15 protein-coding genes are annotated in these 16,115 nt (G+C 69.2%); 4 read left to right on the top strand and 11 right to left on the bottom strand.

Annotation, left to right across the window (positions count from 1 at the left end; all coding sequences use genetic code 11):
• Window positions 1-52: 52 nt before the first annotated feature.
• The 9 genes from ABZ796_RS14100 to miaA form a co-directional block, all read right to left on the bottom strand.
• A complete protein-coding gene (locus ABZ796_RS14100) occupies window positions 53-2,047 on the bottom strand; it encodes an ATP-dependent DNA helicase (protein ID WP_357337597.1) in 1,995 nt (664 codons plus the stop codon).
• Between the two features lie 10 nt (window positions 2,048-2,057).
• Window positions 2,058-2,810, bottom strand: coding sequence for an SGNH/GDSL hydrolase family protein (locus ABZ796_RS14095; protein ID WP_357337596.1), 753 nt, complete (start codon window positions 2,808-2,810; stop codon window positions 2,058-2,060).
• Between the two features lie 122 nt (window positions 2,811-2,932).
• Window positions 2,933-4,417 (bottom strand): GTPase HflX, encoded by a 1,485-nt coding sequence (hflX, locus tag ABZ796_RS14090; protein ID WP_357337594.1) that lies wholly within the window; start codon window positions 4,415-4,417, stop codon window positions 2,933-2,935.
• A gap of 60 nt (window positions 4,418-4,477) precedes the next feature.
• The gene (locus tag ABZ796_RS14085) at window positions 4,478-6,109 is read right to left on the bottom strand and encodes a VWA domain-containing protein (RefSeq protein WP_357337593.1); all 1,632 of its coding nucleotides are present in this window, start codon (window positions 6,107-6,109) and stop codon (window positions 4,478-4,480) included.
• A 122-nt stretch (window positions 6,110-6,231) separates the two neighbouring features.
• Entirely contained in the window at window positions 6,232-7,008 is a 777-nt protein-coding gene (locus tag ABZ796_RS14080) for an SDR family NAD(P)-dependent oxidoreductase (RefSeq protein WP_091051594.1), read from the bottom strand.
• Window positions 7,009-7,068: 60 nt separating this feature from the next.
• A complete protein-coding gene (gene dapF / locus ABZ796_RS14075) occupies window positions 7,069-7,920 on the bottom strand; it encodes a diaminopimelate epimerase (protein WP_357337592.1) in 852 nt (283 codons plus the stop codon).
• A complete protein-coding gene (locus tag ABZ796_RS14070) occupies window positions 7,920-8,549 on the bottom strand; it encodes a pyridoxamine 5'-phosphate oxidase family protein (protein ID WP_357337591.1) in 630 nt (209 codons plus the stop codon). The genes dapF and ABZ796_RS14070 overlap by 1 nt, the downstream gene beginning before the upstream one ends.
• A 53-nt stretch (window positions 8,550-8,602) precedes the next feature.
• A complete protein-coding gene (locus ABZ796_RS14065) occupies window positions 8,603-9,526 on the bottom strand; it encodes a helix-turn-helix transcriptional regulator (RefSeq protein ID WP_357337590.1) in 924 nt (307 codons plus the stop codon).
• An 82-nt stretch (window positions 9,527-9,608) separates the two neighbouring features.
• Entirely contained in the window at window positions 9,609-10,541 is a 933-nt protein-coding gene (gene miaA / locus ABZ796_RS14060) for a tRNA (adenosine(37)-N6)-dimethylallyltransferase MiaA (RefSeq protein WP_357337589.1), read from the bottom strand.
• 120 nt (window positions 10,542-10,661) lie between these two features.
• Here miaA and ABZ796_RS14055 point away from each other — a divergent pair, with 120 nt between their 5' ends.
• Window positions 10,662-10,856 (top strand): antitoxin, encoded by a 195-nt coding sequence (locus ABZ796_RS14055; protein ID WP_357337588.1) that lies wholly within the window; start codon window positions 10,662-10,664, stop codon window positions 10,854-10,856.
• Window positions 10,857-11,116: 260 nt separating this feature from the next.
• Entirely contained in the window at window positions 11,117-11,653 is a 537-nt protein-coding gene (locus tag ABZ796_RS14050; RefSeq protein ID WP_357337587.1) for a hypothetical protein, read from the top strand.
• 85 nt (window positions 11,654-11,738) lie between these two features.
• Here ABZ796_RS14050 and ABZ796_RS14045 read toward each other — a convergent pair whose 3' ends face one another.
• Window positions 11,739-12,671, bottom strand: a complete 933-nt coding sequence (locus ABZ796_RS14045; protein ID WP_357337586.1) for a zinc metalloprotease — start codon at window positions 12,669-12,671, stop codon at window positions 11,739-11,741.
• A 107-nt stretch (window positions 12,672-12,778) separates the two neighbouring features.
• On the bottom strand, window positions 12,779-14,281 hold the full coding sequence (gene miaB, locus ABZ796_RS14040) for a tRNA (N6-isopentenyl adenosine(37)-C2)-methylthiotransferase MiaB (protein WP_357337585.1): 1,503 nt from the start codon (window positions 14,279-14,281) through the stop codon (window positions 12,779-12,781).
• 183 nt (window positions 14,282-14,464) lie between these two features.
• Here miaB and ABZ796_RS14035 point away from each other — a divergent pair, with 183 nt between their 5' ends.
• Window positions 14,465-15,193, top strand: coding sequence for an amino acid ABC transporter ATP-binding protein (locus ABZ796_RS14035; protein ID WP_357337691.1), 729 nt, complete (start codon window positions 14,465-14,467; stop codon window positions 15,191-15,193).
• A 76-nt stretch (window positions 15,194-15,269) separates the two neighbouring features.
• Window positions 15,270-16,082, top strand: coding sequence for a glutamate ABC transporter substrate-binding protein (locus ABZ796_RS14030; protein WP_357337584.1), 813 nt, complete (start codon window positions 15,270-15,272; stop codon window positions 16,080-16,082).
• Window positions 16,083-16,115 lie beyond the last annotated feature (33 nt).

Raw genomic sequence — 16,115 nt, 5'->3', positions numbered from 1 at the left:
AAACCACGCCGAGTCGGCTCGTCATGACGAGCCGACTCGGCGTGGTTCTCGGTCAGACAGAGGCTGACTCGGAGAGTCGCTTCAGAGCCTGACGCACGATGGCGGGGTCGGTCGTGGCCCACATCGGCGGCAGGCTGGCCTTGAGGAAGCCGCCGTAGCGGGCGGTGGCCAGGCGGGCGTCCAGCACGGCCACCACACCCCGGTCGGAGGTGGTGCGGATCAGCCGGCCGGCTCCCTGCGCGAGCAGCAGCGCGGCATGGGTGGCGGCGACCTGCATGAACCCGTTGCCGCCGGCCTTGTCGGCCGCCTGCTGCCGGGCCGACATCAGCGGGTCGTCGGGCCGCGGGAACGGGATCCGGTCGATGATCACGAGCTGACAGGTGTCGCCGGGGACGTCGAGGCCCTGCCACAGCGACAGCGTGCCGAAGAGCACCGTGTGCGGGTCGGCGACGAACTGCGCGGCGAGCTCGGGCAGCTGCGCGTCACCCTGGGCCAGGGTGGTCAGGTGAGGGAGCTTCTGGCGCACGACCTCCGCGGCCGCCTCGGCGGCGCGACGGGAGGAGAAGAGCCCGAGCGTACGCCCGTCGGCGGCGTCGACCAGGTCGACGATCTCGTCGAGAGTCTTGGCGCCCATGCCGTCGCGCCCGGGAGGCGGCAGGTGGCGGGCGACGTAGAGGATCCCCTGCTTGCCGTAGTCGAACGGGCTGCCGACATCGAGCCCGATCCACGGCAGCACGTCATCGGTACGCTGCGCCGCGGCGCCCACCTCGGTGCGCTCCTCCGCCTTGAGCCCGAGGGATCCGGCCACCGGGCCGAAGTCACCGCCGAGCTTGAGTGTTGCCGAGGCGAAGACGACGGTCTTCTCGGTGAGCAGCTTCTCGCGCATCTGCGCCCAGACCTGCAGCGGCGCGACGCACAGCCGCGGCGGGATCCGGTCGCTGCCCTCGTTGATCCAGATCACGTCGTGCTCGGATGCCGCGGCCATCCGCTCGGCGGTGGTGAAGACTTCTTGCAAACCACCCTTGGCCTGCTGGAAGCCGGGGTCGGCGCTGTCGGAGTCCTTGGGCTTCGGCAGCGCCGAGAGCGCGGACCTGGCCGCGTCGCGCACCAGCACGAGCGCGTCGGAGACGACCTCGGGCAGCGTGACCAGCCGCCCCGGCGAGGTCTCGTTGATCGCTGCTCGCAGCGCGTCGGAGGCATCGGCCAGGTCGTCGGCCTCGGAGCCCTCGATGTGCTTCTGGGCCCGACGGGCGGCCCGCTCCACCTCGGCCGCGGTCAGCTCGTCGGTCGCCGCCTGGGTCACCCGGGCGACGAGCTCGTGAGCCTCGTCGATCACCACGGCGTCGTACTCCGGGATCATCGGCACGCCCTCGATCGCGTCGATCGCGAGCAGGGAGTGGTTGGTGACGATCAGGTGGCTCTTCTGGGCCTTGTCCCGGGCGACCTCGACGAAGCACTCCTCACCGAAGGGGCACTTGGCGGCGCCGAGACAATCGCGGTGGTTGACGGAGACCTGGCGCCACTCGCGGTCGGTGTGGCGGGGCGCGGAGTCACGCTCGCCGCTGCCGCCCTTCTCCGCCTCCTTCTCGGCCCAGCTGCGCAGCTCGAGGACCTTCTCGGCCATCGGGCCCAGCGGCACGTCGACCAGCGTGCCCTGGTCGTCAGGGGCGCCCTCGCGCACCCGGTGGAGGCAGGCGTAGTTGGAGCGGCCCTTGAGGACGGCGTAGGAGGCGTCGACGCCGGGGCGCGAGCCGATCGCCTTGACCAGGCGCGGCAGGTCACGCTCGACGAGCTGGTGCTGCAGCGCCAGGGTCGCGGTGGCGATCACCACCCGGCTGTCGTGGAGCAGCGCCGGAACCAGGTAGGCCAGCGACTTCCCGGTGCCGGTGCCGGCCTCGACCAGCAGATGCTCCTCGTCGGCCAGGGCCTGCGCGACCGCGTCGGCCATCAGCACCTGACCCTCGCGGGTGGCCCCGCCGAGGGTCGCGACCGCGTCCGCCAGGGCTTCACGTACGGGCGTCTGGGAGGCGGTCTCGGTTACGGTCACTCGGGCAACCTTAGCCGTGGGCGGGGACAGTCTCCGATCGGCTCTCCGCGATCCGGCGGGCGACGATCTCCCCGAACTGCATGTGGCCGGCGACTGTGAGGTGGGTGTTGTCCTCGAGCATGGGCAGCTCGAGGTCGAAGACGTTGATGTACGTCACCCCGTACTCCGCCGAGACCCGGCGCATCATCTTGTTGACCGCCCTGATGGCCTTGGCGCGGGAGTTCACCTTGGGCGCGCTGAGCACGATGACCTCGTGGTCCTTCAGCTCGTCCAGGGTGGCCCGGAAACCCTTCTCGACGTCATCGAGATCGCTCTTGGAGTCGTTGATGCCGCCCTCGAGCACGACCAGGTCGGTGCCCTGCACCACCGCGTCCGGGACACGCTCGGGGAAGGAGATCGGACCGCACCGCTCCATCAGTTCGTGCGAGTAGCCGGTGCCGCCGAAGCCGGAGACGCGCACCTCACCATCGAGATAGCGCGGCCAGGACAGGCCCGGGTCGTCCAGCCCGAAGCCGGAGGCCCAGGAGTCGCCGATGACGACGACCCGCTCGCCGGCTCCGGTCACCACCGAGGCGCGAGTCACCGACTCGGCGGCCAGCCGGGTGCACAGATCCTGGGTCACCTCGGTCTCGTGGCTCGCCTCCTGCCCCGGAAGCGCTCCGTCTTCCTTGCTGGCACAGCCCGCGAGCATGGTCACGAGGACAGCACCGGCCAGCACGCTCACAACCGTGGCGCGCGCCGCTCGGCGTACCTCTGTCCGCATCCGTGACCTCTCCCTCGACCGATCGTCCCAAGTGTGAGGGACGAGCCTGGCAGAGCCAATGTCGAAACGCCGAAACAGGCGCCGGATCAGCGCCCGGGATCAGCGCCAGGGATCAGCGCAGCTCAGTTCGGGTACGCCGCCAGCTCGCCGGCCAGGTCCGCGTTGGCGCGGCCCTTGACGACGGTGCCTTCGGCGGTGTGCTCGAGGTGGTCGATCTCGCCGTGCTGGTGGATCCGGTTGACCAGGTCGCCCCGCTCGTAGGGAACCAGCGCGGAGAACTCCACGCCCGGCCGCGGCAGGTCGGTCTCGACGGCCTTGATGGCCGCGTCGATGCCCTCGCCGGTCTTGGCCGAGACCGCGACCGAATGAGGCTCGGCGCGCAGCAGCCTGGCGATCACCAGCGGGTCGGAGATGTCGGCCTTGTTGATCACGACCAGCTCCGGCACCTCGCTGGCGCCGATCTCGGCGAAGACCTCGCGCACCGCCGCCAGCTGACCCTCGGGGTCGGGGTGGGAACCGTCGACGACGTGCACGACCAGGTCGGCATCGGCGACCTCCTCCAGCGTCGAGCGGAAGGCCTCGACGAGCTGGTGGGGCAGGTGGCGCACGAAACCGACGGTGTCGGACATCGTGTAGACCCGGCCGTCCTCGGTGGTCGTCTTGCGGGTGGTCGGGTCCAGGGTCGCGAAGAGCGCGTCCTCGACGAGCACCCCGGCACCGGTGAGCCGGTTGAGCAGGGAGGACTTGCCGGCGTTGGTGTAGCCGGCGATCGCGACAGCCGGGATCTGGTGGCGCTTGCGATCGGCACGCTTGGTGTCGCGGGTGCCCTTCATCGCCTTCAGCTCACGGTTGAGCTTGGCGATCTTGGTGTTGATCCGGCGGCGGTCGGTCTCGATCTTGGTCTCACCGGGACCACGGCCACCGATACCGGCACCACCGGCGACGCGGCCACCGGCCTGGCGGGACAGGTTGCCACCCCAACCACGAAGCCGCTGCTTCATGTAGCTGAGCTGGGCGAGCTCCACCTGCGCCTGGCCCTCACGCGACTTGGCGTGCTGGGCGAAGATGTCGAGGATCAGCGCGGTCCGGTCGACGACCTTGACGCCGGTGCGGTCCTCGAGGTTCCTGAGCTGGCTCGGTGCGAGCTCACCGTCGGCGATCACGGTGTCGGCGCCGGTCGCGGCGACGATCTCCTTGAGCGCCTCGACCTTGCCGCGTCCGATGTACGTCGCCGGGTCCGGCGCCTGGCGCCGCTGGTAGATCGCCTCGAGCACCTCCGAGCCGGCCGTCTCGGCGAGCAGCGCCAGCTCGGCCAGGGAGTTCTCGGCGTCGGTCTGGGTGCCGCCGGCCCACACGCCCACGAGCACCACTCGCTCCAGGCGAAGCTGGCGGTATTCGACCTCGGTGATGTCCTCGAGCTCGGTCCGCAGGCTGGCGACGCGCTTGAGCGCGTGCCGCTCGGCGAGCTCCATCGCACCGACGGTCGGGTCGGTGTCCTCAGGATCCTCGTCGGCGTAGCCGGACTCGAAGCTGTCGTCGAGCGCGTCCCAGTCCTCGGTGGCCTCGAGCTCGTCAGCGAGAGAGAAGTCGTGTGCGTTGTTCGTCATATACCAACAAGAGTACGGCGCCGCACCACCCGGGGGACAATGCTTATCCGAGAGCGCCCCTCAGCGCTGCTCCATCGCCTCTCGCAGCACGGTTCCGACGTCTTCCGGACGCTCCGCGACGTACGCCGCCCCGCCCGTCGCGTCGGCGATCGCCTGCAGCGCACCGAGGTCGGCGTCGGCGGTGATCCCGATCCCCAGGACGCGGACCGGCCGCTGCGGGTCGGAGACTGCCTCCAGCTGGCGTACGAGCTCCGCCACGTCCATCGAGTCGGGATCGTCGTTGGTGCCGTCGGTGAGCAGGAGCACCTCGTTGGAGGCCAGCGGGTCGTAGGAGGCGACCGCGGCCTGGTAGGCCGCCAACGCGGTGTCGTGCAGGGAGGTGCCGCCACCGGTGCGTGCGGTGAGACCGGCGATCTCCTCGGTCAGCTGAGCGCGCTGGTTCTCCGAAGCCAGCCGACGGGTCGGGACGAGCACCTTGTGGTCGCCGCCCAGCGTCCCCTCGGTCTCCTCGGAGAAGGCCCAGAGCCCGATCGCGGCACTACCGGGAAGGGTCCTGACGGCCTCCGACGCCGCCTCCTGGGTGAGCTGGAGGCGGGTGGCGGCGCTCTCGGGAGCGGCCGGCCAGGCCATCGAGCCCGAGACGTCCATGACCGCGAGCGCCCGGGTGGGCCGAAGCCTGGCGCTCCACTCCGCGGCCGTCCTCGCCACGGTGGCGGAGTCGACCCGGGTGTACGCGCCCACGTTGGGCGCCGGCTTGCCGGCGCCGCTGGTGCGGAACCCGGCCTGGGTCAGCGCGGTGTCGGCGGCGCCGCTGTCGAGCACCCGGGCGAAGCTGGTGATCGAGGCGGCGATCGAGTTGCGGCGCGAGGAGTCCGCGGTGATCAGGACCGGGTAGTCGAGGACCACCGTGCCTTCCTTCGGCGCGCTGGCCTTCAGCATCGGCGCGTACGTCGACCACTGCTGCTCGCTGGTCGCGGTCACCCCGCTCATGACCGTCTGAAGCTCGGCCAGACGCCCCGGGTCGGTCGGTCCGGCGCCCTCCTCACCGGAGGCGATCCGCTCCGCGTACGGCTCCAGCCTGGCCTCGTTCTGGGGTTTCCCCTCGGCCGCTACGGCCGTGCCGAGCGCGCTCATCATCCGCTGGGGGTCGCCCACCAACAGGTCGTCCTCGGCAAAGGCCTCGGCGTAGGAGGTGCGGGTGAGCCCGTCGCCGGAGACGAGCACGACCGGCGAGGAGGCCATCGAGGCCCGCAGCGTCACCGGCTCGGCGGCCGGCTCGATCCGGTCCAGCCAGAGTGAGGAGTCGGGGATCCACACGTCGGGGAGGTCGCCGTCGAGCGCCATCGGCTTGAGCACCTGGTCGGTCTTGGTCGCCTCCACCTCGATCTGGCCGCAACCGGCAGCCTCGAGGATGTTGCCCACGACGGTCGCCGCCTCGGGAGCGACCGCGACCGTCATCTGCGGGCCGAGGCAGGTCCGGTCGTCGCCCGCGCTCGGCTCGCCGCCGGCGACCAGCGCGGTCGCGACCAGGCACACGGCCAGGACGCCGGCCGCGCCGGCGATCACACCGATCGTCTCGCGCGTCAGTCGTGGCTCACGCGGGGGCTCGCTCGCTCCCGCCGCCCCCGTGGGCTCGTCGGCCTCGATGATCGCGAGTGCCTTCGACGTACTGGTGTCCGCCTTATCGGACATGCGAACTCCCCTTGCTCCGACGTCCGCGGAGCGGTCTGAAACGGTCCGCGGCTGGCGCACACATTAGCGGTGCGCCAGCCGTCGGGGTACTACCAGCGTGCTGTTACTTCAGTTGCGTCCGGTCACTTCGGTGGCATCCGGATGCCACCGTCGACCCGGATCGTCTCGCCGTTCATGTAGTCGTTGGTCAGGCACTCCACGACCATGCTGGCCAGCTCCGCCGGCTCACCGAGCCGGTGCGGGAACAGCACGCTCTCGCCGAGCTTGGCCTTGAACGCCTCCGACTCCGGGCCCTCGCCGTAGATCGGGGTGTCGATCAGCCCCGGGGCGACGGTGTTGACGCGGATGCCGACCGCGGCGAGGTCGCGCGCGAGCGGGAGGGTGAGGCCGACGACGCCGCCCTTGGACGAGGAGTAGGACACCTGCCCGATCTGGCCGTCGAAGGCCGCCACGCTGGCCAGGTTGACGATCGCGCCACGCTGCCCGTTGGCGTCCGGCTCGTTGCGGCTGATGTAGGTCGCCGCCTGGCGGCACATGTCGAAGGTGCCGATCAGATTGATCGCGATGACCTTCTTGTACGCGTCCAGGTCGTGCGCCGACCCGATCTGGCCGTCGCGCCCGATCGTGCGCTGCGCCCACCCGATCCCGGCCGAGTTGACCACCGCCTTCAGCGGCGCGATCTCCACGGCCCTCTCCACGGCGTTGGTGATCTGGTCGGTGTCGGTCACATCGACGGGCACGAACAGCCCCTTGATCTCCTCCGCCAGGGCCTCGCCCTTGTCCTTCTGCATGTCCGCGACGATCACCGTCGCACCCTTGGCCGCCAGCGCCCGGGCCGTCGCCGCCCCGATCCCGCTGGCCGCACCGGTCACGATCGCTGTGCTATCAGTCAACTCCATGGGCAGCACCCTAGACGTGACCACCCTCACGAGGGTGAATACCTGTTAACCGTCTCGCGGTCAGAGCGATGTGGTGCCCTCGGCGATCAGGATCGCCGGTCCGGTGAGCAGGACGCGGTCGTCGGTCGCCCAGGTGACGTGGAGGGTGCCGCCAGGGACATCGACCCGGTACGTCACGTCAGCATCGCGCGCGATCGCGAGACCGTCGGCCTCGGCGGCCGCCACCATCACCGCACAGGCTCCGGTGCCGCAGGAGCGGGTCTCGCCCGCGCCGCGCTCGAAGACCCGCATCGCGACGTGGCGCTCGGCGACGCGCTCGAAGAACTCGACGTTGACCCCGTGCGGATAGACCGCCTCGTCGAAGACCGGGGAGTCGTAGAGGTCACCGACGGGGCCGTGGGGGTCGATCGAGTCGACCTCGGCAGCGGCGTGCGGGTTGCCCATGTCGACGTTGCAGGCCGACCAGAAGTGGTGCGCGACGGTGACCTGGGTCGACCCGAGCAGCTTCGGCGAGCCCAGGTCGGCGGTCCAGACGTCCCCGGAGGCGGTCAGGGTCTTGTCACCGGCGCGGGTGGCGAAGGTGACCTCGTCACCGGCGAGCCCCGCGGAGCGCAGATACTCCGCGAAGACCCGGGTGCCGTTGCCGCACATCTCGGCCAGGGTGCCGTCGGCGTTGCGGTAGTCCATGAACCACTCGGCATCGCTGACCGGACGGTCCGCACCGGTGTAGGCGGCGGTCCGGATCACCCGGAGGATCCCGTCGCCGCCGATGCCGGCCCGGCGGTCGCACAGCGCCCGCACCCGGTCGGCCATCTCCTCGTCGGAGAGGGCACCGTGCACCGACCCGTCGAGGTCGGGCAGCAGCACGAAGTCGTTCTCCGTACCGTGCCCCTTGAGGAACGTGTAGGACATCAGTAGAGGGTCTTCGAGTAGGTGTCGGTGCGGTAGTAGTCCTCCATCTCCGCCAGCGTACGCGGGTCGTTCTCGACCTGCTTCGCGATGACCGCACGCTTGGGGAGGTGGTCGGGGTCCCACGTCTCCGGGTCCCACAGACCCGAGCGCAGGAACGCCTTCGCGCAGTGGAAGAAGATGTCGTCGATGTCGACGACCAGGGCGAGGATCGGGCGCTTGGCCTTCACGGCCATCTCGTCGAAGAACGGCGCGTCCGAGACCAGCCGGGCACGCCCGTTTATCCGCAGCGTGTCACCACGGCCCGGGATCAGGAAGTTGAGCCCGACGTGCGGGTTGGAGAGTACGTTGCGGTAGCCGTCGACGCGCTTGTTGCCCGGCCGCTCCGCGATCGCGATCGTCGTGTCGTCGATGACGTGCACCAGCGACCCGGCCGGGTCCCCCTTGGGCGAGGCGTCGCAGCTGCCCTCCGCGTCCGAGGTCGCGAGCACGCAGAACGGCGTCGCGGCGAGCCACTCCCGGTCGATGTCGAGGAGCGCCGGGCGCCCCTTGGTCACCGCCCGCTCGTTCGGCACGCCGACCAGGTCGACGAGCTCCTCGATCGTGCTGATCTCAGTCCAGGTAGGGGTCACGGCCTCAGGGTACGAGGCGTGAGCGCGGGCGGCCGAATCATTTCGCCCCCGGGTCAGGCCGACGGCACCTCGCCCCGACGGGCCCGCAGCCACTCGATCGGGTCCCCCCGGTCGACCTCGACACCGGCCATCCGGAGCATCATCCGCACCAGGAGACGCCGATGGGCTGCGTACGTCAGGACGTGGGCGACCACCGACCCGATCTGGAAGCTCTCCGGCGGCTCGCACAGGGCGTCGATGAGCCGGTCCTCCCAGGCCCCGCGCCGCTCGATGTCGCGTACGACCGCGAGCCACCGCGCCGCCACGGCCTCGTGCCGCTCGACCAGTGCAGGGATCGGGTCGGCGCGACGCCGGACCGGCATCGAGAGGCCTTCGATGGAGGCGACCCAGCACTCCTTGGCCCACACCGTCGCCTCCAGGACCTGCGCGAGCGACTCCTCCGGACCGTCCCACTCGAGCACCTCGTGGCCGGCCAGCCGCACCTGCGTGAGCATTTCCACGGACAGGCCCCCGGCGAGATCGAGCAAGGCCCTGGTGTCGTCGATGTCGTGCCTGACGAGCTGCTCGGTCAGCGGCGAGAGCACTCGCTCCTGGGAGTCGACCCACAGCGACTCCGGCGGGTGGAAGTGGATCCCGTTCGGCGCCGGCAGCCAGTGGCTGGCCGCGGCGGTGCTCGGCGGGTGCCCGAACGCCTTCGCGTAGGCACGCGAGAACCCCTCCACGGACTCGTACCCCGCCGCCCAGGCGGCATCGGTCACCGTGCCACCGTGCTGCAGCTGCCACGCGGCCCGCTCCAGCATCACCCGCCGCCGCATCGCCACCGGCGGCTCGCCCGCACCCTGGGAGAGCATCCGGTTGAAGTGATAGGGCGAGGTGTAGGCGTCGCCGGCCATCTGCGCCAGCGTGCGCGGCTCCCCGTCGTCGGCGCCGTCGAGCACCGCGTCCAGCAGCTCCCGCAGCCGGTCACGCTCGTTCATGCCGTCGCCTCCGTTGGACAAGGGCACGGATACGGACACGACGGCCTGAAGCCGATTGTCGCTCGCTGACGCTCACTCATGCTCACACTGTCACCGCCCGCACGGCCGCGACGGCCTTCTCGAGACGGTACGGATCGTCGTAGGAGACCCACACGACCCGCGGATCCTTGCGGAACCAGGCGTCCTGCCGTCGCGCGAACTGCCGGGTCTTGATGGCCGTCCGCTCCATCGCCTCCGCCAGCGTCATCTCCCCCGCCAGGTGGGCGGCAACCTCCTGGTAGCCGATGGCCTTCGCCGCGGTCCGCGACCGCCCCAGACCTGCCTCGAGGAGCCGCGCCACCTCATCGACGAAGCCGGACTCGAACATCTCCGAGACGCGCTGCCGGATGCGTACGTCCAGTGCTTCGCGGGAGATGTCGACGCCGATCTGGATGGAGGCCGGGTCGTGGTAGACCTGCTCGGGCAGTCGTGCGCTGAACGGCTCGCCGGTCAGCTCGATGACCTCAAGAGCGCGTACGACGCGGCGACCGTTGTCGACCTCGATCCGCTCGGCGGCGACCGGGTCCAGGGCTCGCAGGCGGTCGTGAAGTGCCTTCTCACCTGCGATTTCGAGCTCCTTCTCGAGACGCTCGCGCACCTCGTTCGAGGTCCCGGGGAACTCGAAGCGGTCCAGGATCGCTCGCGTGTAGAGGGCGCTGCCGCCGACCAGCACCGGTGTCTTCCCGGCCTCCCGGAGCACCGCGATCTCCTCGCGCGCCAGCGCCTGGAAGCCGGCCACCGAGGCCGGTTCGGCGATGTCGAGGAGGTCGAGGAGGTGGTGCGGGATCCCGCGCCGCTCCGCGACCGGCAGCTTCGCCGTCCCGATGTCCATGCCGCGGTAGACCTGCATCGCGTCGGTGTTGATGATCTCGCCGCCGAGCGTCTCGGCGAGGTCGAGCGAGAGCGACGTCTTCCCGGCTGCGGTGGCTCCGACGACGGCCACGATCGGGGCGCCGGACAGGGCAAAAGATCCCAAGTTGCGTAGCCCATGTGACCCACCGGGGTCGCGTGTCCCCCTGTTGCTGTCGTACTCCATGCAGTTAGTCTGGCCGCAAGTTGGCTCATACGGGGAGCCACCGAACCAGAGGGGGGAAGCATGAGCTTCTTGGACAAGGCAAAGGACCTCATCGGGCAGGGCGTCGACAAGGTCGGCGCCGACAAGGTCGGCGATGGCCTGGACAAGGCCGGCGAGTTCGCCGACGAGAAGACCGGCGGCAAGTTCAGCGACCAGATCGACCAGGGCGTCGAGACTGCCAAGAACGAGGCAGAGAAGCTGGACGGCGGCAACTGAGCCAGCCACAGGCCTCGATGCGGGGAGCAACCCAGACCGGGTTGCTCCCCGCATCGCGTTTACGTTCCATTACACGCAGCTGACATTTTACGTACTGATTTTCGAAACACTGTTACAGACCTGTTGCGACATGTGCCGTCACATGGAACGGTCTAGACCGTCTCATTCACGTACCTCACCGAATGGGGCAGCCGGGGGGCGGACGTGCGCTGCACGTCCGATTCCGGTCCAATCACAACTACTCGGAAGTGTGGACCAATATGTCTGAGAACTACGGCAACAGCGACGAGCAGCAGAACTACGGCCAGGAGTCCAACGAGGGTTCCTCCTACGGCTCGGAGTCCTCCAACGAGGGTGGCTTCGGCGGCCAGGAGGGCGGCCAGAGCGAGGGCGGCTTCGGCGGCGGCGAGCAGCAGGCGGAGGGTTCGAGCTACGGCTCCGAGGGCGGCCAGAACGAGGGCGGCTCCTCCTACGGCGAGCAGTCCGACGAGGGCAGCTCCTACGGTGGCGGCGAGCAGTCCGAGGGCTCGAACGAGGGCTCCTCCTACGGCTCCGAGGGTGGCCAGAGCGAGGGCGGTTCCTCCTACGGCGAGCAGTCCGAGGGCTCGAGCGAGGGCGGCTTCGGCGGCGGCCAGGAGTCCGGCGAGGGCTCCTATGGTGGGGGCGAGCAGTCCGAGGGTTCCTCCTACGGCTCCGACGAAGGCTCGAACCAGGGCTCGAACGAGGGTGGCTTCGGCGGCGGCGAGCAGTCCGGCGAAGGCGGCTTCGGCGGCGAGCAGGGCCAGTCGCAGTACTGATTCAGCTCAGCTGATCACACAGATCGAGCGCCGGGTCCCGCGAGGGGCCCGGCGCTCGGTGCTCTCTGGATCAGATCAGATCAGATCAGGCCCGGTACGCCACCCATCCGTCGATCATGCGCTGCACCTGACCCGGCGTGAACTCGTCCATGCACGCGTCCTCGGTGTAGTCCATGAAGTTGTGGATCGGGTCCAGCCCCGGAGCGGCGCAGGTGTCGGATCCCTCCGGGCAGCCGAAGGCCGGCGCTGCCTCGGCCGGGGTGTCGTCGACCTGGTCGCCCTTGCCGCGACAGCCACCCTGGAAGGTGTGGTAGAGGTGCAGCCAGTGGCCGACCTCATGGGTGGCCGTGTCGCCCTCGTCGTACGGCGCCGCCGAACCGCCCGGCAGCGAGTCGCCGAGGATGACCACGCCGTCCTGTGACGAGATGTTCTTGCTCGGGAAGGTCGCCCAGCCGAGCAGGCCGTCGTCGATCTCGCCGATGTAGACGTTGAGCGCGTTGTCGCCGCCCTGCCGCAGGGAAGCCTTCATGTCCCGCTCGCCGGCCGAGCCGGAGATGATCGGGTACCAGGCCGGGTTGATCGTGGTCTCCTGGCCGGCGACCTCGAACGAGAACGGCGTGCCGGCGTACGCCGCGTTGAGCACGTCGATCTGGGCGTCGATGTTCGCCTGCGGGACGGCGCCGGTGGCGGCGTCCTCCTGGATGACGTGGATGTAGGTCGGGATGGTCGTCGGGGCGAGGTTGGCGCTGCCGCCCTTCTTCCCCTTCGCGGCCAGCGCGTCGCCGAGCGCCTTCTCCTTGGCGTCGGCCTGCTTCGCGGTCAGGTGGTTCGTGTCGCGGACCTGCTTGGCACCTTCTGCGACCCGGGCCGCTCCGACCTCGTGCGGGTCGAAGCAGGCACCGCCTCCTCCGGTCGCCTGCGTCGCGGTCGCGGGCGCCGCGGCTGCCAGTCCTGAGGCGACGAGCACTCCGAGTGCGCCCATCGCCGCTGCTCTGCCGGCCAGCTTGGGAATCGACATGGGGGTATCCCTTCCTGAGACAAGTTGCCTCAGGCTAGAGCAGGAATACCCACAGCGGGAGGGATGCTACGGAGAAGTTGCTGTCCGCGTAGCGATGGGCCGAACGATCAGCCACACGCCGGAGCGGCCGGCAGCGGAGCAGGAACGCCGACCGACGGCATGCCGAGCCCGACCGAGGCAGCCTCGGGCTCGGGTCGGCCCTGGCGAGCCTCCCACGCATCCCCGGAACGGGTGCGGCGTACCTCGAGCACGGGGTTGTCGGCGACCAGGTGGTGCGGGGCCGCGTAGGTGACCTCGACCTTCACCATGTCGCCGGGACGTACGCCCTCGGCCCCGGCGGCGTTGAAGTGCACGAGCCGGTTGTCGGGAGCGCGACCGGAGAGACGGTGGGTCTCGGCGTCCTTGCGGCCCTCGCCCTCGGCGACCATCAGCTCAAGCGTACGGCCGACGTTCTTCTTGTTCTCCTCGTGCGCGATCTCGTTGACGAGGTCGACGAGGCGGCCGTAGCGGTCCTTGACGACCTCGGGAGAGATCTGGTCGGGGAGGTCGGCAGCGGGGGTGCCGGGGCGCTTGGAGTACTGGAACGTGAAGGCCGAGGCAAAGCGCGACTCACGCACCACGTCGAGAGTGCCCTGGAAGTCCTCCTCGGTCTCCCCCGGGAAGCCGACGATGATGTCGGTGGTGATCGCCGCATCCGGGATCGCCGCGCGAACCCGCTCGATGATGCCGAGGAACTTGGTCGACCGGTAGGAGCGACGCATCGCCTTCAGCACCCGGTCGGAGCCGGACTGCAGCGGCATGTGCAGCGACGGCATCACGTTGGGCGTCTCGGCCATGGCCTCGATGACGTCGTCGGTGAACTCCGCGGGATGGGGCGAGGTGAACCGGACCCGCTCCAGGCCGTCGATCTCGCCACAGGCACGGAGCAGCTTCGAGAACGCCTGCCGGTCGCCGAACTCCACGCCGTAAGCGTTGACGTTCTGGCCCAGCAGGGTGACCTCGGTGACGCCCTCGGCGACCAGCGCCTCGATCTCGGCGAGGATCTCGCCCGGCCGCCGGTCCTTCTCCTTGCCCCTCAGCGAGGGGACGATGCAGAAGGTGCAGGTGTTGTTGCAGCCCACGCTCACCGAGACCCAGGCGGCGTAGGCCGACTCGCGCTTGGTCGGCAGCGTGGAGGGGAAGACCTCGAGGGACTCCAGGATCTCGACCTGGGCCTCCTCCTGCACCCGGGCCCGCTCGAGCAGCACGGGGAGCGAGCCGATGTTGTGCGTCCCGAAGACCACGTCGACGTACGGCGCCTTCTTCGTGATCGTCGCCCGGTCCTTCTGCGCGAGGCAGCCACCGACGGCGATCTGGAGGTCCGGGTTGGCCTCCTTGATCGGGGCCAGGTGGGAGAGGTTGCCGTAGAGCTTGTTGTCGGCGTTCTCCCGGACCGCGCAGGTGTTGAAGACGACCACGTCGGCCTGGGTGCCCTCGGTCGCCTTCAGATAGCCGGCATCCTCCAGCAGCCCCGAGAGGCGCTCGGAGTCGTGGACGTTCATCTGGCAGCCGTAGGTGCGGACTTCGTACGTACGGGCTGAGGCGGAGCTCGAGGCGGTGGACACGGTCATAGCGTCCTCAAGAGTACGGCGCGGGGGTCCGAGGGCAGGAAATCCCGACCGGTTGTCTGCTTGGTTATGCGCTTGTAACCGATACCGGGGACCAATTCATGGATGTGCAATGCAGGATGTGGTTAGGTCTGCGGCATGACCGTGCTTGACACCGAACCCGCCAGCGCACCCTCGGGCGACGCCCTGGTGGTTCTTGACCATGTCGACAAGCACTACGGCGACCTGCACGTGCTCCAGGACATCAACCTGGAGATCAAGCGTGGCGAGGTCGTCGTGGTGATCGGGCCCTCGGGTTCGGGGAAGTCGACCCTCTGCCGCACGATCAACCGGCTGGAGACGATCGACTCAGGGACGATCACGCTCGACGGCAAGGAGCTGCCCGCCGAGGGCAAGGGCCTGGCCAAGCTGCGCGCCGAGGTCGGGATGGTCTTCCAGAGCTTCAACCTCTTCGCCCACAAGACGATCCTGCAGAACGTCACGCTGGGCCCGATGAAGGTGCGCAAGCTGAAGAAGTCCGCGGCGGAGGCCGAGGCCAAGAAGCTGCTCGACCGCGTCGGTGTGGGCGCCCAGGCCGCGAAGTACCCCGCGCAGCTCTCCGGTGGTCAGCAGCAGCGCGTCGCGATCGCCCGCGCCCTGGCGATGAAGCCGCAGGTGATGCTCTTCGACGAGCCCACCTCCGCCCTCGACCCGGAGATGGTCAAGGAGGTGCTCGACGTCATGGTCAGCCTCGCCAAGGAGGGCATGACCATGATCGTGGTCACCCACGAGATGGGCTTCGCCCGCGTCGCCGCCGACCGTGTCGTCTTCATGGCCGACGGCCAGATCGTCGAGTCCAACACCCCCGCTGAGTTCTTCGACAACCCGCAGTCCGAGCGCGCCAAGGACTTCCTCGGCAAGATCCTCAAGCACTGAAACGTACGTCTCGGGTGAGCCCTCGGCTCTCGAACCCTGCAACGCACCAACACTCATATCCCAGAAGGTGGATTCGATGAAGTTCCAGAAGATCGCCGCGGTCGCGGGCGTCCTCGCGCTCGCCGGCTCGCTCGCTGCCTGTGGCGGCAGCGACGACTCCGGCTCCGACGCCGGCGGCGACAAGATCACCATCGGCATCAAGTTCGACCAGCCTGGTCTCGGCTTCAAGAAGGCCGACGGCACCTACTCCGGCTTCGACGTCGACATGGCCACGTACATCGCCGAGGGTCTCGGCTACGACGAGGACCAGATCGAGTGGAAGGAGGCGGTGTCCGCCAACCGCGAGACCTTCCTCAAGGACGGCACGGTCGACATGATCCTGGCAACCTATTCGATCACCGACGAGCGCAAGGCCGAGGTGGACTTCGCCGGTCCTTACTACGTCGCCGGCCAGGACCTCCTGATCCGTGCCGACGACACCTCCATCACCGGCCCGGATGACATGAAGGGCAAGAAGATCTGCTCCGTCACCGGCTCCACCTCCGCCCAGAAGGTCAAGGACGAGTACGGTGCGGTGCCGCAGGAGTTCGACTCCTACAGCAAGTGCATCACCGCCCTCCAGGGCGGCCAGATCGACGCTCTCACCACCGACGACATCATCCTCGCCGGCTACGCCAACGAGTTCCCCGGTGAGTTCAAGATCGTCGGTGCGCCATTCTCCGAGGAGAACTACGGCGTCGGCCTGCCCAAGGGCAGCGAGGACCGCGACAAGATCAACGACCTGATCGAGAAGTCCTTCGAGGACGGCGCCTGGGAGAAGGCGTTCAACGACAACCTCGGTGAGTCCGGCTACGAGCTCCCGGAGCCCCCGACCGTCGACCGCTACTGAGCGTTCAGCGAAAGCCGAGTCGGCGCAACCGGA

This window comes from Nocardioides sp. NPDC047086, assembly GCF_040643685.1.
GTDB lineage: Bacteria > Actinomycetota > Actinomycetes > Propionibacteriales > Nocardioidaceae > Nocardioides.
Note: the sequence above shows the minus strand (reverse complement) of the source record. Positions and strands in the feature narration are given on the sequence as shown.

Coding starts and splice junctions, on each gene's coding strand:
- ABZ796_RS14030 (WP_357337584.1), top strand. CDS start 15,270: ATGAAGTTCCAGAAGATCGCCGCGGTCGCGGGCGTCCTCGCGCTCGCC.
- ABZ796_RS14095 (WP_357337596.1), bottom strand. CDS start 2,810: ATGCGGACAGAGGTACGCCGAGCGGCGCGCGCCACGGTTGTGAGCGTG.
- ABZ796_RS14045 (WP_357337586.1), bottom strand. CDS start 12,671: ATGTCGATTCCCAAGCTGGCCGGCAGAGCAGCGGCGATGGGCGCACTC.
- dapF (WP_357337592.1), bottom strand. CDS start 7,920: ATGTCCTACACGTTCCTCAAGGGGCACGGTACGGAGAACGACTTCGTG.
- hflX (WP_357337594.1), bottom strand. CDS start 4,417: ATGACGAACAACGCACACGACTTCTCTCTCGCTGACGAGCTCGAGGCC.
- ABZ796_RS14085 (WP_357337593.1), bottom strand. CDS start 6,109: ATGTCCGATAAGGCGGACACCAGTACGTCGAAGGCACTCGCGATCATC.
- ABZ796_RS14080 (WP_091051594.1), bottom strand. CDS start 7,008: ATGGAGTTGACTGATAGCACAGCGATCGTGACCGGTGCGGCCAGCGGG.
- miaB (WP_357337585.1), bottom strand. CDS start 14,281: ATGACCGTGTCCACCGCCTCGAGCTCCGCCTCAGCCCGTACGTACGAA.
- ABZ796_RS14055 (WP_357337588.1), top strand. CDS start 10,662: ATGAGCTTCTTGGACAAGGCAAAGGACCTCATCGGGCAGGGCGTCGAC.
- ABZ796_RS14065 (WP_357337590.1), bottom strand. CDS start 9,526: ATGAACGAGCGTGACCGGCTGCGGGAGCTGCTGGACGCGGTGCTCGAC.
- ABZ796_RS14050 (WP_357337587.1), top strand. CDS start 11,117: ATGTCTGAGAACTACGGCAACAGCGACGAGCAGCAGAACTACGGCCAG.